The organism is Streptomyces sp. NPDC018045, assembly GCF_044327445.1.
Taxonomy (GTDB): Bacteria; Actinomycetota; Actinomycetes; order Streptomycetales; family Streptomycetaceae; genus Streptomyces.
In genome coordinates this window covers 418,952-437,976 of record NZ_JBIRFL010000006.1, presented here as the reverse complement: position 1 = coordinate 437,976, position 19,025 = coordinate 418,952, and the positions used below count along the sequence as shown (strand labels likewise).

Genomic DNA, 19,025 nt, shown 5'->3' with positions numbered 1-19,025 from the left:
TCATGAAGCGCGACCACCGCGACCACCGCGGCCTCCGGGCACCCCTGACCCTCGCGCTGCCCGCCGTCCTGGCGGTGGCGTTCCTGCTGGTGCCCATGGCGGGCATCCTCACCCGTACGTCCTGGCACGACCTCGGCACCCACCTGACCTCCGCCGACGTCACCGAGGCCCTGCGGATCTCCCTGGTGGTCTCCTTCTGGTCGCTGGGCCTGTCCCTGCTGCTCGGTGTGCCGCTCGCCTGGCTGCTGGCGCGCGTCGACTTCCCCGGCAAGGCCGTGGTGCGCTCCCTGGTGCTGCTGCCCATGGTGCTGCCGCCGACCGTCGGCGGTGTGGCGCTGCTCCTCGGCTTCGGGCGGCGCGGCCTGCTGGGCGGATGGCTGGAGAGCTGGTTCGGCGTACAACTGCCGTTCCACACCGCGGGCGCGGTGGTCGCCGCGACGTTCGTGTCGATGCCGTTCCTGGTCATCAGCCTCGAAGGCGCGCTGGCCGGGCTGCACCCGCGCTACGAGGAGACGGCCGCCTCGCTCGGCGCCGGGCCGCTGCGCGTCTTCGCTACCGTCACCCTCCCCATGGTCGCCCCCGGACTCGCCGCCGGAGCGGCCCTGACCTGGGCACGGGCGCTCGGCGAGTTCGGCGCGACGATCACCTTCGCGGGCAACCTGCCCGGCGCCACCCAGACCCTGCCCCTCCAGGTCTACCTGCTCCTCCAGGACAGCCCCGAGGCCGCCACCTCCGTCTCCCTCCTCCTGCTCGTCATCGCGACGGCCGTCCTGGTCGCACTGCGCGGCAGATGGGCGGGCGGGGGCGGCACGGTCCGGGGGCGCACGAGCGGCGCGGTGACGCGTACGGACGCGGACGGCGACGGAGCGCCGGATGCCGGCGGCACGTGGCCGGACCACATGACCGGCGCACCCACCGCCTCCGGCTCACCCGCCTCCCCGGGCCCGCCCACCGCCACCACCGCGTACGCCGAGGGCGCCGACGCGGCCCCCACCGCCCCCGACGGCCCCGACGACGGCTCCGGCCCCGCCCGGTGGCCGCTGCACGCGGACGTCACGGGCTTCAACCGGCTCACCCTCGACGCCGCCCCGGGCACCACCGTCGCCGTCGTCGGCCCCAACGGCGCGGGCAAGACCACCCTGTTGCGCGCCCTGCTCGGCCTCACCCCCCGGGCGCACGCCGTCCTGACGCTCGGAGCGCGGAACGTCACGGCCCTGCCGCCGCACCGCCGCGACGTCGCCTGGGTCCCGCAGGACGGGGCGCTCTTCCCCCACCTGACGGCCCTCGGCAACACGGCGTACGGGCTGCGCGCCCACGGCACCGGCCGTGCCGAGGCCCGCCGCGCGGCCCAGGTGTGGCTGGACCGGCTCGACGTCGGCCACCTCGCGCACCGCCGCCCCGCCCAGCTCTCCGGCGGCCAGGCCGGGCGGGTCGCCCTGGCCCGCGCGCTGGCCGCCCGCCCCCGCCTGCTGCTGCTCGACGAGCCGCTGGCCGCCCTCGACCAGAGCACCCGCGCGCACGTCCGGCACACCCTGCGCCGGCACCTGGCCGGCTTCGGCGGCGTCTGCCTGATGGTCACCCACGACCCGGTCGAAGCGGTCTCGCTCGCCGACCGCGTCCTGGTCCTGGAGGACGGGCGCGCGATCCAGGACGCCGCCCCCGTCGAGGTGACCCGGCACCCGCGCTCGCCGTGGGTGGCCCGGATGCTGGGCCGCAACGCGTGGCCGGGCACCGCCACCGGCGACGGGCTGCGGCTCGCGGGCGCCGGACGATTGGTGGCCGCCGACCCGCTGCCCGAGGGCACCGGTGCGCTGGCGGTCATCGGTCCCGAAGCGGTCTCCGTGCACCGGGCGCGCCCCTCCGGCAGCCCGCGCAACGTCTGGCCGGGGCGGGTACGGGAGATCACCGCGCTCGGCAGCCGGCTGCGGGTCCTGGTCGGGTCGCCGGAGGTACCCGACCTGGTCGGGGAGATCACCCCGCAGGCCGCGGCGGAACTCGGCCTGGCGGAGGGCAGCGAGGTCTGGGTGAGCGTGAAGGCGACCGAGGTGACCCTCGTCCCGATGTGAGCCCCGGGGCGCGGCCGCCGCCCTCCGTGCCGGCCCAAACCCGCCGTACGGATGGTGGCGTTGCGCCGCCCCTGGGGGTCCGTGCGCGGTGCGTGCGGACCCCCGCCGCGCGTGCCCCGGACCCCCCGAACGCGCTCCGACGGCACCCCCGGCTCGGACAAGCGCTCGATACGCCCGGGCAGGCCATGCGCTCCGTCCCCGGGGGTGCGCCCCTACCCGGCAGACGGGGGCGCCATGCGGAGCCGTCGGCCCCCGCTCCGGCGGTGCGGAGGCAGGCCGTACCGTCGAGGCGCTCCCGCGCGCTCTGCCGATGCCGTCCGTGACCGTGGTTGTCTCTTACTCGTCGAATTCATGACGGCTCGGAAAACGCACCGCAGGCACTCGGCGAAATCGCGGGGGAAAACCCCACGGAAAAGCCGGGAAGAGGCGGGCGCGAACGGAACGTCATGCATCCCCATGGCCGCCGGGAAACCGCGCGGTGAGCGACGGGAGCACAGGTCCATGGAATTTCCTCAGGGATCGGGAACGAGCGGACGCACAGAGGTCCGGGGGCGCGGGGCCCGGGGGGCGACGGCGGCAGCGGTCCTGCTGGCGGCCGGCGCGATGAACATGGCGGCAGAGGGGCCGGCCGAGGCCCGCAGCGGTGCCACGTGGGACCGCCTGGCCCAGTGCGAGAGCGGCGGCAACTGGCACGCCGACACGGGGAACGGGTACTCGGGCGGGCTGCAGTTCGCCCACTCCACCTGGCGTTCCTTCGGGGGCGGCAGGTACGCGACCCGGGCGGCGCGGGCGTCCAGGGTCCAGCAGATCAGGGTGGCGGAGCGGGTGCTGGCCCGCCAGGGCTGGGGCGCCTGGCCCGCCTGTTCCGCCCGGCTGGGCCTGCGCTCGTCCGGCGCGCGGCACGGCGCGCCGCAGACCGGAGCCCGGCAGCCGGCGCCGCGCGCCGAGGCACCGGCCCGCGCGAACGGCTCCGGCCGGTACCGCGAGCGGCCGCGCAGCCCCCGCTACCGCGACCAGCAGTACGGCAGCCGGTACGGCCACCACAAGCCGTACAAGCAGCGCGTCACCCGGCCGCAGCGGAAATCCGGCGGCCATGTCGTCAGGCCCGGGGAGACGGTCAGCGGGATCGCGGCCGCCCACGGCTGGGGCTGGCAGGAGTTCTACCGCCTGAACCGGCAGGTGATCGGCGGTAATCCGAACCTCATTCACCCGGGAATGCGGCTCGACGTCCGCCGGTCCGGCACCGGCTGACCGTACGGAACCGGGTCGGGTAATTCCTTCCCACCCTCCCGGGAATTCTCCGTGACGGAATTCCCATGGCACGGCGGTCCGGCTGGGGGCGGGCGGACCGCCGCGGGAAGCGGTGGGCACCGGCAGGCCGTCCGTGGCGCCGCGGACGGCCTGCGCCCGTGCGGGGCCGGGCGCTTCACGTGGCGTGCGTCCGGGCGGCCGGGTCCGCCGAAGGCCGGACCGCCCGTACACCGCGATGATGACGCGTCCCCCTCGCGTAGGACCGGAGGCATACGGCACGACCAATCCGTGGACGGATTCGCCGCACCCCCCTCCTTCCGTAGCTTCGTGATCAAGCACAGGCGCGACCAGGAGGCCACGGAAAACATGTACGGCAAGGCATTCGCCCCCGAGTACCAAGGCGAGCTGGGCGCGGCCCTGAACGTGAACTCGTCCTACGAGGACGTGCTCGCCACGGCCCGCCGCGCCCGGCGCGACGCCCGCACGGACCTGGAGCGCGCCCGGGCCGCACTCGCCGTCGCCGAGGCCGGCCGGCGCCTGGGGCGGGTGGACGACGCCCGCACGGCCTGGCGCGACAGTTACCGCAGCGCCCGCGCCGCCGGGGACCGCGGCGCGATGTCCTGGGCCCTGTGGAGCGGCGGCACGCTCGCCCGGCAGTGCGGCGCCCTCGCGCTGGCCCGCAGGCTGCTGGCCCTGGCCGTCACTCTCGCCGACGAGGGCGGCGACCGCCTCGCGCACGGCTACGCCCTCGCCGGACTCGCCGAGACCGGCCGGATACAGGGCGACTACGCCGCCGTCGCCGACCTGCACGAGCAACTCCTCGAACAGGCACGGGCGCACGGCGAGACCCGCCACATGGTGTGGGCGATGTCCGGCATCGCCCAGATGCACCGCAACACGGGCGGGTACGCCAAGGCCCTGGAGCTGTTCGAGGAGTCCGCGCGGATCGCCGCCGACGGCGACGACGCACGGGGCCGCGCCTGGTCGCTGCGCGGCGTGGCCGACGTGCTGTCCGTACAGGGCGCGACGGAGCGCGCCCTGGCCCTGCTCACCGAGGCCGAGACGATCTGCCGCACCATGGACCTCGCGAGCGCCCTCGCCTACAACCACAAGATGCGCGGCAACGTCCTCTTCCGGGCCGGGCGTTACGCCGAGGCCCGCGCGGTCTACGCCGGGGCGCTGCGCGAGTTCGAGGCCATGCGCGAGCCGCGCGGCACCGCCCTGTCCCGCCTCGGACTGGTCAAGTCGCGCTCCCGGCTCGGCGCCTCGCAGGACCGGACGCTCGCCGCACTGGACGAGCTGGAGCGCGACTTCGCACGGATCGGGCTGCGGCACGCCCGGGACATGGTCATCGCCTTCCGCGCGGAGCTGCTCCCGTCGGCGGCAGGAAGTCCCGCAGCTCCGTACGGTGCCACCACGCTCCGGTCTCCCGCAGTTCCCGCCACGTCGTGAAGCGGTACTGGAACAGCCGGGCCCGCACCAGCGCGGGCGGCGCGTCCGGGAACGGGTTGCGGCGCAGCAGCCGCAGCGTGTCGGGATCGTTCTCCAGCAGCCGCTCCACGAACGGCCCGAACCAGCTCCGCGCGTAGCCGGGGGAGAGCGCCGCGAACCACATCAGCCAATCGAGACGCAGGTGGTACGGCGCGTACTGGCGCGGCAGCCGCCGCACCCCGCCCGGCTTGCCCCGGAACTCGTACTCCCGCCACACCGTGTCCGGCGAGGCCACCGCCGAGTCCGTGCCCTCGATCACGATCTCCCGGCGTACGCGGGTGACGCTGCCGAAGGCCCCGTAGGAGTTGACCAGGTGCAGCGGGTCGAAGGAGGTGTTCATGAGCTGCTGCCGGGACAGCAGGTTGCGGACCGGACGGTAGCTGCGGAAGGCGACGAAGACCGTGAGGGCCACGGTCAGCACCGCGAACCAGACCGGGGGAGCGGCGGACGCGGACGCGCCGGTGCTCCGGGGGACGTCCACGGCGGACAGGGCCAGGGCGACGGTCAGCCAGTTCAGCCAGGCGAAGTTCCCGGACAGCACGAGCCACAGTTGCGTCACGGCGATGCCCAGCGCGGCCCAGGTGGCCACCGGCTGGGGCGTGAACAGCAGCACCGGCAGGCCCAGTTGCGCGACGTGGTTGGCGGCCGTCTCCACCCGGTGCAGCGGCTTGGGCAGCCGGTGGAAGAACCAGCTCAGCGGGCCCGGCATCGGCTGCGTCTCGTGGTGGTAGTACAGACAGGTCAGATCGCGCCAGCAGCGGTCTCCCCGCATCTTGATCAGACCGGCCCCGAACTCCACCCGGAACAGCAGCCAGCGCAGCAGCCACATCACGAGCACCGGCGGCGCCGTGTCGTCGTTGCCGAGGAAGACGGCCAGGAAGCCGGTCTCCAGCAGCAGCGACTCCCAGCCGAAGCTGTACCAGGTCTGTCCGACGTTGACGATCGAGAGGTACATCGCCCACAGCACCGCCCACATCGCCATCGCCGCCCCCAGCGGCACCGCGTCCGCCGCCCCGGCGGCCACGGCCGCGGCCAGCAGGGCCCCCGCCCAGGACCACAGGGCGAAGAACCGGTCCGAGTAGCGCCAGTGGAACACCGAGGGCGCCTTGCGGAACGGCGCCCGGCGCAGGAAGTCCGGCACCGGCGTCATCCCGCGCTCGCCCATCAGCGCCCGGAACTGCCGCGCCGCCGCCACGAACGCCACCAGATACAGCACGGCCAGCATCCGCTGGAACACCAGCCGCCCCAGCCATGCGTCGCTCTCCGTGAACCAGTCCACAGGACCATTGCTAGCACCGCGGGGGCACCCGGCCGCCCGTCCGGCACGCGGCGCGCACGAGATGTACCGGACCGCCGCACCGTGCAGGCTGGAGCCATGCCCGAACTGCCGGAAGTCGAAGCCCTGCGGGAATTCCTCGACGGGCACGCCGTCGGCCGCGTCCTGGCCGGCGCCCAGCCGACCGCCGTCAACGTGCTCAAGACGTACGACCCGCCGCTGACCGCCCTCGAAGGCGGTGCGGTCACGGCGGTGGCCCGGCACGGGAAGTTCCTGGACCTCACCGTCGGCGGGCTGCACCTGGTGATCCACCTGGCCCGCGCCGGCTGGCTGCGCTGGCAGGACGCCCTGCCCGACGCCCCGCCGCGCCCCGGCAAGGGCCCGCTGGCGCTGCGCGTCCGCCTGAGCGCGGAAGGGGCCGGGCCGGCGCCCGGCTTCGACCTCACGGAGGCCGGTACGCAAAAGCGGCTGGCCGTCTACTGCGTGACCGACCCCGCACAGGTCCCCGGCGTCGCCCGGCTCGGTCCCGACCCGCTCGCCGCGGACTTCACGGAGGAGGCCCTGGCGGCCCTGCTCAAGGGGGAGCGGCGGCAGATCAAGGGCGTACTGCGGGACCAGAGTGTGCTGGCCGGTATCGGCAACGCCTATTCCGACGAGATCCTGCACGTGGCCCGCATGTCCCCTTTCAAGGCCGCCGCCCGGCTCGGCCCCGAGGACACGGCCCGGCTCCACGCCGCCGTACGGGACACGCTGCGGGAGGCGGTGGAACGGTCCAGAGGAGTGGCGGCCGGGCAGCTCAAGAAGGAGAAGAAGAGCGGGCTGCGGGTGCACGGCCGGACCGGGCAGCCGTGCCCGGTCTGCGGTGACACCGTCCGCGAGGTCTCTTTCAGCGACTCGTCCCTCCAGTACTGCCCCACCTGCCAGACCGGGGGCAAGCTGCTGGCGGACCGGCGGATGTCCCGGCTGCTGAAGTAGCGGGACCCGGCCTCTGTAGGGCAGCGTGTACGGCAACCGGGTGAACGGCGGGCGGCAACCGGAAGGCGCCGGCCGGTGGGCGGGCGGGGCCGCGGGGCCCGCCGGAGGCGGTGCGGTGACCGGCCCGCGGGGCGAGCCGGAATCTAGGCATTCTCCCCGACTTGACTTCATATCCGGTAAATGTCGAGCGCGCGCCGGTCGCGGTCGCTAATCTGGTGAACGACGGACGACCTGTTCGGTAGATGCCAACACCCTTGGCCCGTCGCGGGAAGCGCCGCACACCCTGGCCGACATCCCGGTTTGTGCGAAGGCGCCACCGCGTCGGAAGTGTTCCCTCGATGAAGGAGTGCGTGGTGGCATTGGAAAACGCGCAACGCAAGCAGCCGCGGCCCAAGCCGGGCGAGCGGCCGGGTCGGATCAAGGAAGTCCGCAATCTGGAGGTCTGGGACCGCTGCGTCCCGGTCAGAATCGCCGGCTGCGACGACGACCCCACCGAGACCCACATCTTCCGCGGCATCGACTGACCGGGCCCGCCGTACCGGCCGACCGGTCCGCGGACCGCACCCGGCCCGCGGTCTCCGGCCGGCCGGCGCCGGGTCCGGCGTCGGCGGGCCTCACGGCCGGCGGCCCAGCAGGCACAGCAGCCGGGTGAGGTCGTCGGCGCCGGGAGGCGGCGGCAGCGGGTCGGCGAACATCGAGGTGCCGGCGAGTTCGTCCGCGTACGGCTCGACCTCCCGCAGTGCGGCGGCGGCCAGCTCCTGCGGCAGGTGCTCGTCGGCGCGGATCGCCCGTGACAGGTCCCAGGAGTGGACCACCGCGTCCAGCATCATCTGCGAGCAGTACGCGGCAGCCGTGCCGGGCCCTGACGACAGGTGCACCGTACGGTCCAGCGCGCCGGGTTCGGAGAACGCCGCGACCGCGGCCACCGCCGCCCGGTCCCAGGCGCCGGCCGGGTCGGCGCCGAGCTGGTCGCCGTCGTACGCGTCCCCGACCTCCTCGATCGTGGCACCGTCCCGCACCAGCCGGGGCACCCACAACTGCTCCACGGTCAGATGCCCGACCAGATCGCGTACCGACCACGCCTCGCACGGTGTCGGGTCGTCCCACTGGTCGTCGCGCACCCGGCGGACCCGGCTGCCGAACAGCGCGATGGCCTCGCCGTGCCGGCGCAGGATCTCGGCGTGATCAGCGGCCCCTTCCGTACCGGGACCGTTCCTGTCCTTTTCGTGTTGGCTCATGCTCACCGAGGATAGGAGCGGATACGGCGGCCACCCGGCGCGACGCACGGTCGCCCTCACGACGGATACAGCGCGCCGCGCGGCACGATCTGCTGTTCCTGGCCCGGACCGGACCACAGCAGCTTCATGTACGCCTCGCCGGTCCGCTCGGTGTGCTCGACGCGGAGCGCGTGCCGGTGCCCGGCGGTCAGGGCGACCGCCGCCCGGTCGGTGCGCGGCCCGTGCGGGCGGCTGCCGTCGATGACGAGCCGCCCGTCCACCCACACCCGTACGGTGTCGTCGGAGACGGTGGTGAGGGTGTACGTCTGGCTGTGGAGCGGCCGGATCGTGCCGGTCCAGCGGGTGCCGAAGTGGTCCGCCGGGATGCTCGCGGCGGGAGAGCCGTCGAAGCGGTAGGCCACGTTGACCACCGGGGCGATGGTGGTCACCGCGGGCGGGCCGGAGAAGCGGTCGTTCGCCCAGCTTTGCGCCGTCAGCCCGGTGCCGTGACCGGCGGGGGCGGCGGCCGGTGGCCGGACGGCGAGCCGGATGACGGTCGCCTCGGGTCCGGTGGGCGGGCCGGAGGGCGTGAGGTCGAAGCCGTCGCCCGCCGGGGTGACGGTGACCTTCCGTGAACTGCCCAGGACGCGCGCGGACATGATGCGCAATGGGGCCTTGGCGGTCAGGTGCAGGGACGTCCCGGCGGCGGGCCAGGCGGTGACGGACGCGTACAGGGCGTCGCCCTTGCGGGAGACCGTGCCCCACGACGGCTCGCCGACCAGCCCGGTGTGCCCGGCGCCGTACACGGCGTCGCCCTGCCCGTGAGCGGCCAGCCAGCGGCCCGTGGCGCGGAGCCGGTCCACGGACGGCTGCGGGATGCGGCCGTGCCGGTCCGGGCCCACGTTGAGGAGGTAGTTGCCGCCGCGCCCGGCGACGGCGAGGAGGTTGCGGACGACGGTGGCGGTGGACTTCCAGTGGGTGTCGTACCGGGCGTGGCCCCAGTGGTCGTTGAGCGTCATGCAGCTCTCCCAGAGCCGGCCCGCCACGGGCTCCGCGGGGATCTCCTGCTCGGGTGTGCCGTAGTCGCCGTCCACGACGCGCTTCTTGCCGACCCGATTGTTGACGATCAGGCCGGGGTCGAGGCGGTGCAGATACGCCTGGAGGTCGGCGCCGTCCCGCGGCGACCAGCGGTTGACGGGGCGGTCCGCGTCCCACTCGCCGTCGAACCACAGCAGCGCCGGGTCGTATCCGTCCACCAACTCCTTGAGCTGGGCGTACATCCGCTTCTTGTAGCGCGGGAAGGTCGCCGGGGAGGGGAAGTCGGGGTCGTGCCAGTCCCAGATCGAGTAGTAGAAGCCCAGCTTGACGCCCGCCGCGTCGGCGGCTTCCTTCAGCTCGGCCAGGATGTCGCGGTGCGGGTCGAAGGCGGAGTGGTCGCGCAGGTTCCACCGGTTCTGCCGGGTCGGCCACATCGCGTACCCGTCGTGGTGCTTGGCCGTGATGACGAGGTAGCGCTGGCCCGCCTCCTTGGCGGTCCTGACCACCGCTCTCGCGTCGAACGCCGCCGGGTCGAAGGTCGCGGCCTGCCGCTCGTACACATCGGTGGGGACGGCGCACTGCCGCTTGATCCACTCGGCGTTGCGGCAGACGGTGCCGTCGGGCCGGGTGTACTCGCCCTCCAGGTTCGAGTACGCGCCGAAGTGGATGAACATGCCGAAGCGGTCGTGGCGCCACCACGAGGTGCGCTCGGAGACGAAGGGGTCGTCGACGGCGTGGTTCGTGCCCGGCCCGCCGGCCTGGTGCCGGGCGGCGGGGCCGGGCCCGGGGGCCGCGGCGGCCGTGGCCGGGGTGCCGGCGCCGGTCAGCAGGGCGCCGAGCAGCGCGGTGGCCGCGCCCAGGGTGCCGAGGAGCCGGGCCGGTCCGGTGGTGCGGCTGCGCATCACATGCTCCTTTTCGGTCGGTCACCGGCCGGCCGGCCGCCCGCTCCAGCCGGACAGGTGCATGCCTGGTGTGCCATCCCGCATGGTGCAGCCGCCGCGGCCCCGCCGGAAGCCCTGCGACGGGCCGGACATCGGAGCTTCGCCCGGGAAACCCCGGCCGGATACGGAGGGTTGGCGGCTGTGCGGGCGGTATACCTCGGACCTCACACCGCCGGTGATCACCCGGCGGCGCGCCTCCGCTCTCCCGTGTGCCCCTTCCGCACCCCGCCGGATCCGCCCCCGCCGCCCTGTCCCGATTCCGTGCTGACAACCCGTCAGCACCCTGGCGGGCTGCCGGAACCGCCTGTTCAATGGGCGCGAGCCGCAACTGTCTGGAGGCTACATGGACGACGCCGTCCCGCCGCCCGCCATCCGCTGTGCCGGAGTGGAGCACAGCTACCCCGTGTTCCACGAACGGGCCGCCCGCATCGCCGCCGGGCTGCGCGCCCTGGGCGTCGAACCCGGGGAGCGGATCGCGATCGTGCTGCGCAACGAGCCCGCGCACCTGGAGATCGCCGCCGGGGCGGCCCGGCTGGGCGCCTCGGCCGTCCCCGTCAACTGGCACTTCCGGCACGACGAGCTGCGCCATGTGCTCGGCGACAGCGACAGCAAGGTCGTCTTCGCCCACACCGACCTGCTGCCGGGCGTCGCCGCCGCCCTGCCGGACCGGGCCCGCCTCATCGAGGTGCCGGTGCCCGCCGGCACCGCCGCCGCCTGCGGCTTCCCGCCCCCGCCGGTGACCGGCGAGCATCCCCTCCTGGACACCTGGCTGGCCGGCCACCCGCCGCTCGCCGGGGAAGCCGCCCGCCGGCCGTCCACCGTCATCTACAGCTCGGGCACCACCGGCAGGCCCAAGGGCGTACTGCGCGACCCGGTCGGCGAGGAGCAGCTCGCCGAGGCGGTGGCGAAGTTCTTCGAGTACTTCGCCGTGGAGCCCGGCGGCCGCACCCTGATCCCCGCACCGCTCTACCACGCCTCACCCAGCCAGCACGCCGTCCTCGCCCTCGCCGGCGGCCTGGACATCACCCTGATGCCGCGCTTCGACGCCGAGGAGTTCCTGCGGCTGGTCGAACGCCACCGCATCCAGCAGGCACAGGTGGTGCCGACGATGTTCGTACGGCTGCTGCGGCTGCCCAAGGAGGTCCGCGAGCGCTACGACCTGTCCTCGCTCACCTCGGTCGTGCACGCCGCCGCACCCTGCCCGCCGCACATCAAGCACGCCATGATCGACTGGCTGGGCCCGGTGCTGCGCGAGTACTACGGCGGCAGTGAAACCGGCGCCGTGACCTGGTGCGACAGTCAGGAATGGCTGGCGCACCCCGGCACGGTCGGCCGGGCCGAAGGGACCTGCTCGGTGGTGATCGTGGGCCCCGACGGCACCGAACTGCCCACCGGCCGGACCGGCGAGGTCTACATCAAGCCGTCCGACACCTGGCCGCAGTTCACCTATCTCGGCGACCCCGCCAAGCGCGCGGCGATGGACGCCGAGCGGATGCCCGGCTACGTCACGATCGGCGACATCGGCCACCTCGACGCCGACGGCTACCTCTACCTCAGCGACCGCCGCAACGACATGGTGATATCCGGCGGCGTCAACATCTACCCGGCGGAGATCGAGGGCTGTCTGCTCGTCCTCGACGGGCTGCGCGACGTGGCCGTCTTCGGCATCCCCGACGAGGAGTTCGGCGAAGTGCTCGCCGCGCACGTCGAGCGGGAGCCGGGCGCCGGGCTGACCGCCGAGGACGTACGCGCCCACGTCGCCGACCGGCTCGCCTCGTACAAGGTGCCCAAGGTCGTGGTCTTCGAGGACAGCCTGCCGCGCGACGAGTCGGGCAAGCTGTTCAAACGGCGGCTGCGCGCGCCGTACTGGGCCGGGCACGACCGCCCCATCTGACCTGCGCCGCGTCACGTCGCCGGCGGCGTCGCCGGGCCCCGGAACCGTACGCCGGTCCCGGACCCGGCCGCCTTGCCGCGATGGCCGAAAAGATCGCCACAGCGCAGGCAACCCGTGGCTCACGTGCGCCCTCTTCCCGGACAACCGGTCGGACCGAGAAGGGACGTAAGGTGAGTACGAGATCCAGACGCACCGCCGTGGCCGTGGCGCTGGTGGGTACGGTGCTCCTCCCCGCGGTGCCCGTCGCGGCGCAACCCGTCCCCGTACGAGCGGACTTACGGGCCGACGTCGACCGTGACGGCGTGGTCGACGTCACCGGCCTGTCGGACGAAGCCGGCGAGGAACGGTGGACACCGGACCGCGGAGCGGTGTTCCTGCCCAACATCGACGACGACGCCGAGCGGTGCCGCACCATCGGCCCCGACGGGAAGCCGCTGCCCGAAGCACAGCTCGACCGCTGCAACGACGCCTCGGACGAGAAGGTCGACGGCAAAGAGGACGAGAAGGACCTGGCGCGGCTGCGCACGGTTCCCGTGCCGAACGCCGCCGACGGGGCGACGGGCACCGTCCGCGTCACCTCGGGGGCACGCCAGGTGCGCCTGTTCCTCAAGCGCCCGGCGGGCTGGGAACCGGTCACCCCCGCCACCCGGCTGTCCGCCGCCGAACTCCGCGCGGGAGTCGAGCTGGGCCTGGAGGGCAAGGACGTCGTACGGGACCGCGCCCGGTGGGACGGCACCGCGCACGTCGACCTCACCGTCACGTCCGGCGGCACCCGCAGCAGCGACCGGGTGGCGCTCCGTGTGGCCCCGTTGCTGACCCACCATCACCTTCAGCGCGCACAAAGGCTGCTGGTGACGCGGTTGTCCGGAGGCGGCGCGTACGCGGCTGCGCAGCGCGAGTTCGTCCGGCAACTGGACGCGGAGGCCGCGCGGGCGGGCATCACCGAGCCGCCGGTGATGTTCACGAAGTATCCCGACGTCTGGGCCCAGGACTTCGTCGAGCCCGCGTACGCGAGCATGCCGGGACCCGGCGGCAGGCCGCGGTCCCTGCGCATCATGCTGCGCTCGGCCCAGGACCTCCGCGAAGCGGGCCGGCAGTTGTTCGAGAAGATGCGCGGCCCCGGCGTCGGCGTGGTGCAACTGTGGGGCGCCGAGCCCTCCGCGGACCCGTCGCTGGACTCCATGGGCAACCTGGAGACCATCCCTCCCTACACCCACCAGGGCAGGTCGTTCCCCGCCGGGCGCGTCATCATGGGCGAGCGGCAGGACAGCGGGGCCAAGCCGGCCGCGGCGATGCGCGAGCTGCTGGAGGCACAGGGCGCGCAGAGCCCGCTGCTGCTCGACACCTCGTGGCTGGCCGTGGGCCACGTCGACGAGTTCGTACAGTTCCTGCCCGCCGCCACCGGGCGCGGCTGGACGATCGGGGTCGCCGACCCCGAGGCGGGGATGAAGATCCTCCGGGCCGCCGCGGCCGCGGGCCACGGCGCGGAGCGGGTCTTCTCCGCACCCGACGCCCCCCGGTCGCCCGCGCCGAAGGAGACCATCGCGCAGGCGCTGGCGTCCGCGACGCTGCGGGCCGACAACGCCCTGGCCACCCGGCGCATCAAGGCCAACCTGGAGATCCTGCGGCGGGCCACCGGGGTGACCGACGCGGAGGTGGTGCGCGTCCCGGCCCTGTTCACCCGCGGCAGCGCGACCGACCAGGAAGGCGTACGGGTGCCGCGGCTCCAGCGGATGGGCGGCACGGACGCGCCACCGGCGGCAGCGCGCCACGGTCAGCGCCAGGGCCTCGGGGCCACGGCACGGAGCGCCGTGGAGACCGGCGCGTACCTTCCCGGCGCCGTCAACGGCGTGCTGCTGGGTCCGGACCGTTACCTCGCCCCCCGGCAGTGGGGCCCGGTCATCGACGGCAAGGACGTGTTCGCCGAAGCGGTGACGCGCGCCTACCGGCGTGCCGGGCTGCGGATCTCCTACATCGACGACTTCCACACGTACCACGCGGGCGGCGGCGAAGTGCACTGCGGGACCAACACCCTGCGCGACACCTCCCGCCCTTGGTGGACACCTCCGGCCGGCTGAGAACGGCGGTGGCGGGTCCTGCCCCCGGCCCGGACCCGCCACCGCGTGCCGTCACAGCCCACCGCATTTCGGCTTCCTCGCCGGCCTGGTGTCGGTCGACAACCCCACGTCGAGCGCCCTGCCCCGCGACCTGCTGGACCGGGACCCCGCAGGCCCGACCCTCCCTCAGGACCTCGCAGTGGGCGACTACTTCAGCGGGCGGACGAGCATCTTCCGAGGGGAGGCACGCCGAACGGGGGCCGGGGCCGGGGTTGGGGTTGGGGCCGTGTGAAGCGTGGCCGCCCGGAGACGTACGTCGGTGCCGCGGCGGTACTGGAGCGCTGCCCGCTCAGTCCACCGGCCCGTTCGGGACGATCTGGAGCTTGCGGCCGGTGCCCCGCTCGAAGGTCTTCAGCGCCTGGGCGTACTGGTCCAGCCCGAAGCGGTGCGTGATCATGGTTTCGCAGTCGATCACGCCCTTGCCCAGCATCTCGACCGCCCGGCCGTACGTGTGCAGGATCGCCATGCTGCCGACGACGCGGATCTCGTCGTTGTAGATCCGGAACGGCGAGAACCGTGCCATCTCCTGGTCGGGCGCGCAGCCGAACTGCTGGAACGTACCGCCGCGGATCGGCCGGGTCAGGCCGTCCTCGATGGCCCGTACGTTGCCGGTGCAGTCGGTGACCACCTGCCAGCCGAGCGGATGGCCGGCGGCCAGGTCGTCCGCGCTGGTGGCGACGGCGTCGGCGCCCAGTTGACGGGCGACCGCCAGCCGGTCCTCGTTGATGTCCACCACCGAGACCGAGGCGGCGCCGGCGCGCTGGGCGACCTGGAGGTAGAGCAGGCCCATGGTGCCCGCGCCGTAGATCAGGAAGTGGTCGCCCAGCTTGGGGCCGACGATGTCGAAGCCCCGCAGGATGGTGGAGAGCGGCTCGATCAGCGGGGCGTGCTCCAGCGCGACGCTCTCCGGCAGGCGGTGGCAGTTGCCGGCCGGGACCCTGACGTACTCGGCGGCGGCCCCGTCCATGGTGATGCCGATGGTGCCCCACTTCTCGCAGAGGTTGCCGTGGCCGATGGAACAGAAGTGGCACGTACCGCAGTAGACCGCCGGGTCCGCGGCGACGGCGTCGCCCTCGGCGAGACCGGTCACCGCCGCGCCCACCGCCACGACCTCGCCGGAGAACTCGTGCCCGGGGACGACCGGGTACCGCGTCGGCCCGAACTCGCCTGCCAGCATGTGCACATCGGTGCCGCACAGCCCGGCGGCGGTCACCTTGACGACCACGTCGTCCGGGCCGGGCACCGGGCCGGGGACCCGGTTGACGGACAGTTTGCCCGGCTCCTCGATGACAACTGCGCGCATGGTCGTGACCGCCTTTCGGAGGGGGAGGGGAGAGGGCGGAGGGCGCCCGGCCCGGGGTGCGGCACCGGCTCTCAGGCCGCGGGCACGCCCGGGGACGTCAGGTTGCGTGACTCGACCTGCTTGATCTTCTCCACCTTGGGCGCGGAACCGCCCCCGGCGAAGTCGGAGACCAGCCAGTGCTCCAGGCACACCAGCGCGGCCTCGATGCCCATGGTGCGGCTGCCGAAGCAGGCGATCTGCGCGTCGTTGGACTTGCGGGCGCGCTCCGCGCTGTAGCTGTCCGGGATCTGGGCGGCCCGTATGCCGGGCACCTTGTTGGCGGCGATGGCCATGCCGATGCCGGTGCCGCAGACCAGGACGGCGCGCTCGTGTTCGCCGCGCGCGACGCCGCGTGCGACCCGCTCCGCGACGTCCGGGTAGTCCTCGCCGTCGGCGGCACTCAGGTCGGTGACCCGGTGGCCGCGTTCGATGAGGTACGCGGCCATCGCGTCCTTCATGGCGGTCGCGGCGTCGTCGGCGCCGAGGGCGATGCGGTACGTGTCCTGCACGGTGAACTCCCTAGGGGCGAAGGTCGAGCGGGGCGGGCGCGGTGGCCGTGGCGACTTCTTCGAGGACCTGGCGCAGCCGGCCGGTGTCGTGCGCGAGCCGGCCCAGGAACAGGCCGTCGACGCTGCCGGCCAGCGGGCCGAAGGTGCCGGGCCCGGCGGCTCCGCCGTAGACGACCCGGCCCCGCACGCCGTGGTCGCGCAGACAGGTGCCGATGGCCGAGGCCACCGTCCGTACGTGCTGCGCGGGCGCCGGTTCGCGGGCGCCGATCGCCCGGACCGGCTCGTACGCGACGATCACCTCGCTGCCCGGCCCCGCGCCGCCGAGGGCGGCCCGTACCTGGATCAGTGTCTCCTCGACGGCGCGGGCGGGGCCGCCGTCGTGTCGCTCGCCCGCACAGATGACGGGCACCAGACCGGCCCGGACGGCGGCGCCGGTCTTGGCGGCCACGGTCTCGTCCGTCTCGCCGAAGTGGCGGCGCCGCTCCGCGTGCCCGACCTCGACGTACCGGGCGCCCGCTTCGACGAGCATGCCCGCGGAGACCTCACCGGTCCACGCGCCGGTCTCGGCCCAGTGCACGTCCTGGGCGCCGTACCCCACGCCGGTTCCGGCCAGCAGCTCCCGGGCGTCGGCGAGGGCGGGGAAGGCCGGCAGGACGAACAGGTCGACGGGCCGGGGCAGCGCCGCCAGGGCGCCCCGGAGGGCGGCCACGTCCGCGAGCCACTTCCGGGTCGCGGCCAGCCCGAAGTAGAGCTTCAGCGATACACCGACGACCGGGCGGCGGCCCGCTGCCGGGGGCCCGAAGGCCCCGGAGGACCGGGCCGCCATCGGCGTCGAGTTCTCAGGGATCACGTCGTTCATGATGCTTCAAACAAAAGCACATGTGAAGTTCTCAGATCAAGACGTTATGTTTCCCAGTCTCGCGAGATTTTTCTGGGGGCAGGTGGGGAGAGGTGGGGCTGGGGTGCGCCGGTCAGGCCAGGGGCTTGGACAGGACGGCCTTGCGGTGGCTGAACGTCTCGATCGAGTACCGGCCGTGGTAGCGGCCCATCCCGCTCTCACCGACGCCGCCGAACGGCAGGTCGGACACGGTCAGATGGGCGACCGGCAGGCCGAAGCCGAGGCCGCCCGAGGAGGTCTCCTCGGTCAACCGCCGCCGGGTCTCGGCGGATCGGGTGAACGCGTACAGCGCCAGCGGCTTGTCCCGGTCGTTGACGAAGGCGATGGCCGCGTCCAGGTCCTCGACCTCGACGATGGGCAGGATCGGCCCGAAGATCTCCTCCCGCATCACCGGGGCGTCGGGTGCCACACCGCCGAGCACGGTCGGCGCGATGTACTTGCGGCTCCGGTCGTGCGTACCGCCCACGACGGTGCGCCCCGAGCCGAGCAGGCCGGCCAGCCGGTCGAAGTGCCGCTCGTTGACGATACGGCTGTAGTTCGGCGCGGTGGCCGGGTCGTCGCCGTAGTGGGCGGTGACGGCGCGGGCGAGGGCGGGCTCCAGGCGGGCCGCCGTCCGCGGGTCGGTCAGGACGTAGTCCGGCGCCACGCAGGTCTGGCCCGCGTTGAGGAACTTGCCGGCCACCAGCCGTGCCGCGACCGCGTCGGCGTCCGTGTCCCGGTCCACGAAGGCGGGCGACTTGCCGCCCAGCTCCAGGGTGACCGGGGTCAGGTGCCTGGCCGCCGCGCCCATCACGATGCGGCCGACGGTGCCGTTGCCCGTGTAGAAGATGTGGTCGAAGCGCTGCTCCAGCAGGGCCGTCGTCTCCGGGACGGCGCCCTCGACCACCGCGACGGCGTCCGCGTCCAGGAAGCGGGGCAGCAGACGGGCCACGGCGGCGGAGGTGGCGGGCGCCAGCTCGCTGGGCTTGGCGACCACGCAGTTGCCGGACGCCAGGGCGCCCACCATGGGCGCGAGCAGGAGCTGCAGGGGGTAGTTCCAGGGCGCGATGACCAGGACGACGCCCAGCGGGTCGTACACCGTCCACGCCTCCGCGCCGCTCAGGTGGGGCGGTACCGGCGCGGGCTCGGGCCGCAGCCACTGCGCCAGGTGGTCGAGGGTGTGGTCGATCTCGCGCAGCGTGAAGTCGATCTCGGTGCGGTACGCCTCGGCCTCGCCCTTGCCCAGGTCCTCGTACAGGGCCGCGGCCAGGTCGGCGCCGTGCTCGGTGAGCAGGGCGCGCAGCCGCCGTAGCTGGTCGGCGCGCCACTCCGGGGAAGCGGTGCGGCCGGTGCGGAAGGTGGCGCGCAGTCGCGCGACCACGGCGTCCGGCTGCTCGGGGGTGCTGCTGGTCATGGTGTCTCCGATGCGTACGGGGTGGAGCGGGCCGGGTGGCGGGTGGTGAGGCCGCGCCCGGAGCTGGTCGCTTGACAAGGTCAAGCACTGTTCCATGTAAATACCAACGATTGCGTAAGTCAAGTAACCGGTTATCCTGGCCGCGTGTCCGACACCACCCGGCCCACCCCCGACGACCTCCTCCCGCCGTTCGCCCGCACGGTCCGCGGCTACTACGACGACCTCGCCGCCGCCGCGCTGCGGCACGGCCTGAGCACCGCGCAGGCCCGCGCGCTCATCGCCCTGGAGGAGCCGCTCTCGATGAGCGCGCTCGCCGGTCACCTCGTCTGCGACGCCTCGAACGCGACCCGGCTCATCGCCCGCATGCAGGAGCGCGGGCTCGTACGGCGCGAGGCCGCCCCCCGGGATCGCCGGAGCAAGGTGGTCACCGCCACCGAGGAGGGCCGGGCGCTCGCTCTGAGGGTGCGCGCCGACATGCACGCCGTGCGCGGCGCCCTCGAAGCGCTCACGCCCGAGGAACGCACCGCCCTGCTGCCCCTGCTGGAACGCCTGGGCGCGCTCCTCGGCCGCTGAGGTCCGGCACGTTGGGCAGTCCCGCCCCGGCGGGGGACGGCCCG

Annotated in this window: 15 protein-coding genes; 8 read left to right on the top strand and 7 right to left on the bottom strand. The window is 73.9% G+C overall.

The genetic code is table 11. From position 1 onward, the window contains the following. Nucleotides 1-2 precede the first annotated feature (2 nt). The 3 genes from ACH4EB_RS17815 (at nucleotide 3) to ACH4EB_RS17805 (ending at nucleotide 4,769) form a co-directional block, all read left to right on the top strand. Nucleotides 3-2,066 (top strand): ABC transporter permease, encoded by a 2,064-nt coding sequence (locus ACH4EB_RS17815; protein ID WP_398348450.1) that lies wholly within the window; start codon nucleotides 3-5, stop codon nucleotides 2,064-2,066. A gap of 501 nt (nucleotides 2,067-2,567) precedes the next feature. After that, the gene (locus tag ACH4EB_RS17810) at nucleotides 2,568-3,317 is read left to right on the top strand and encodes a transglycosylase family protein (protein WP_398348449.1); all 750 of its coding nucleotides are present in this window, start codon (nucleotides 2,568-2,570) and stop codon (nucleotides 3,315-3,317) included. A gap of 366 nt (nucleotides 3,318-3,683) precedes the next feature. Further along, a complete protein-coding gene (locus ACH4EB_RS17805; protein WP_398348546.1) occupies nucleotides 3,684-4,769 on the top strand; it encodes a tetratricopeptide repeat protein in 1,086 nt (361 codons plus the stop codon). Here ACH4EB_RS17805 and ACH4EB_RS17800 read toward each other — a convergent pair. Further along, the gene (locus ACH4EB_RS17800) at nucleotides 4,666-6,087 is read right to left on the bottom strand and encodes a lipase maturation factor family protein (protein WP_398348448.1); all 1,422 of its coding nucleotides are present in this window, start codon (nucleotides 6,085-6,087) and stop codon (nucleotides 4,666-4,668) included. The genes ACH4EB_RS17805 and ACH4EB_RS17800 overlap by 104 nt on opposite strands. 96 nt (nucleotides 6,088-6,183) lie before the next feature. Between ACH4EB_RS17800 and ACH4EB_RS17795 the strand changes: the two genes are divergently transcribed. Both ACH4EB_RS17795 and ACH4EB_RS17790 read left to right on the top strand, forming a co-directional pair. Further along, nucleotides 6,184-7,059: an Fpg/Nei family DNA glycosylase gene (locus tag ACH4EB_RS17795; RefSeq protein ID WP_398348447.1), complete on the top strand. Its 876-nt coding sequence runs from the start codon at nucleotides 6,184-6,186 to the stop codon at nucleotides 7,057-7,059. Nucleotides 7,060-7,412: 353 nt separating this feature from the next. Beyond that, entirely contained in the window at nucleotides 7,413-7,583 is a 171-nt protein-coding gene (locus ACH4EB_RS17790; protein ID WP_398348446.1) for a hypothetical protein, read from the top strand. A 90-nt stretch (nucleotides 7,584-7,673) separates the two neighbouring features. Here ACH4EB_RS17790 and ACH4EB_RS17785 read toward each other — a convergent pair whose 3' ends face one another. After that, complete coding sequence (locus tag ACH4EB_RS17785; protein WP_398348445.1) at nucleotides 7,674-8,297, bottom strand: TIGR03086 family metal-binding protein; 624 nt, start codon at nucleotides 8,295-8,297, stop codon at nucleotides 7,674-7,676. 56 nt (nucleotides 8,298-8,353) lie between these two features. Beyond that, the gene (locus tag ACH4EB_RS17780) at nucleotides 8,354-10,216 is read right to left on the bottom strand and encodes an alpha-L-fucosidase (protein WP_398348444.1); all 1,863 of its coding nucleotides are present in this window, start codon (nucleotides 10,214-10,216) and stop codon (nucleotides 8,354-8,356) included. 382 nt (nucleotides 10,217-10,598) lie between these two features. On the opposite strand from ACH4EB_RS17780, the gene ACH4EB_RS17775 reads away from it, so the two are divergent. Continuing rightward, nucleotides 10,599-12,149 carry an AMP-binding protein gene (locus ACH4EB_RS17775; protein WP_398348443.1) on the top strand — a complete coding sequence of 517 codons (1,551 nt, stop codon included), beginning with the start codon at nucleotides 10,599-10,601 and terminating at the stop codon, nucleotides 12,147-12,149. A 170-nt stretch (nucleotides 12,150-12,319) separates the two neighbouring features. Further along, complete coding sequence (locus ACH4EB_RS17770) at nucleotides 12,320-14,227, top strand: protein-arginine deiminase domain-containing protein (RefSeq protein ID WP_398348442.1); 1,908 nt, start codon at nucleotides 12,320-12,322, stop codon at nucleotides 14,225-14,227. Between the two features lie 328 nt (nucleotides 14,228-14,555). Here ACH4EB_RS17770 and ACH4EB_RS17765 read toward each other — a convergent pair whose 3' ends face one another. The 4 genes from ACH4EB_RS17765 to ACH4EB_RS17750 all read right to left on the bottom strand — a co-directional run bounded on the left by ACH4EB_RS17765 (nucleotide 14,556) and on the right by ACH4EB_RS17750 (nucleotide 18,408). Continuing rightward, nucleotides 14,556-15,569, bottom strand: a complete 1,014-nt coding sequence (locus ACH4EB_RS17765; RefSeq protein WP_398348441.1) for a zinc-dependent alcohol dehydrogenase family protein — start codon at nucleotides 15,567-15,569, stop codon at nucleotides 14,556-14,558. Between the two features lie 71 nt (nucleotides 15,570-15,640). After that, nucleotides 15,641-16,117, bottom strand: coding sequence for an RpiB/LacA/LacB family sugar-phosphate isomerase (locus ACH4EB_RS17760; protein ID WP_398348440.1), 477 nt, complete (start codon nucleotides 16,115-16,117; stop codon nucleotides 15,641-15,643). A 10-nt stretch (nucleotides 16,118-16,127) separates the two neighbouring features. After that, nucleotides 16,128-16,967 carry a triose-phosphate isomerase family protein gene (locus ACH4EB_RS17755; protein WP_398348439.1) on the bottom strand — a complete coding sequence of 280 codons (840 nt, stop codon included), beginning with the start codon at nucleotides 16,965-16,967 and terminating at the stop codon, nucleotides 16,128-16,130. A 121-nt stretch (nucleotides 16,968-17,088) separates the two neighbouring features. Further along, complete coding sequence (locus tag ACH4EB_RS17750) at nucleotides 17,089-18,408, bottom strand: aldehyde dehydrogenase family protein (RefSeq protein ID WP_398348438.1); 1,320 nt, start codon at nucleotides 18,406-18,408, stop codon at nucleotides 17,089-17,091. A 144-nt stretch (nucleotides 18,409-18,552) separates the two neighbouring features. Between ACH4EB_RS17750 and ACH4EB_RS17745 the strand changes: the two genes are divergently transcribed. Continuing rightward, entirely contained in the window at nucleotides 18,553-18,981 is a 429-nt protein-coding gene (locus ACH4EB_RS17745; RefSeq protein WP_398348437.1) for a MarR family winged helix-turn-helix transcriptional regulator, read from the top strand. Nucleotides 18,982-19,025 lie beyond the last annotated feature (44 nt).

What these genes read in the sequence shown, in the direction of transcription:
- ACH4EB_RS17815 (WP_398348450.1), top strand. Translation starts at nt 3, where the DNA reads ATGAAGCGCGACCACCGCGACCACCGCGGCCTCCGGGCACCCCTGACC.
- ACH4EB_RS17810 (WP_398348449.1), top strand. Translation starts at nt 2,568, where the DNA reads ATGGAATTTCCTCAGGGATCGGGAACGAGCGGACGCACAGAGGTCCGG.
- ACH4EB_RS17805 (WP_398348546.1), top strand. Translation starts at nt 3,684, where the DNA reads ATGTACGGCAAGGCATTCGCCCCCGAGTACCAAGGCGAGCTGGGCGCG.
- ACH4EB_RS17795 (WP_398348447.1), top strand. Translation starts at nt 6,184, where the DNA reads ATGCCCGAACTGCCGGAAGTCGAAGCCCTGCGGGAATTCCTCGACGGG.
- ACH4EB_RS17785 (WP_398348445.1), bottom strand. Translation starts at nt 8,297, where the DNA reads ATGAGCCAACACGAAAAGGACAGGAACGGTCCCGGTACGGAAGGGGCC.
- ACH4EB_RS17780 (WP_398348444.1), bottom strand. Translation starts at nt 10,216, where the DNA reads ATGCGCAGCCGCACCACCGGACCGGCCCGGCTCCTCGGCACCCTGGGC.
- ACH4EB_RS17775 (WP_398348443.1), top strand. Translation starts at nt 10,599, where the DNA reads ATGGACGACGCCGTCCCGCCGCCCGCCATCCGCTGTGCCGGAGTGGAG.
- ACH4EB_RS17765 (WP_398348441.1), bottom strand. Translation starts at nt 15,569, where the DNA reads ATGCGCGCAGTTGTCATCGAGGAGCCGGGCAAACTGTCCGTCAACCGG.
- ACH4EB_RS17750 (WP_398348438.1), bottom strand. Translation starts at nt 18,408, where the DNA reads ATGACCAGCAGCACCCCCGAGCAGCCGGACGCCGTGGTCGCGCGACTG.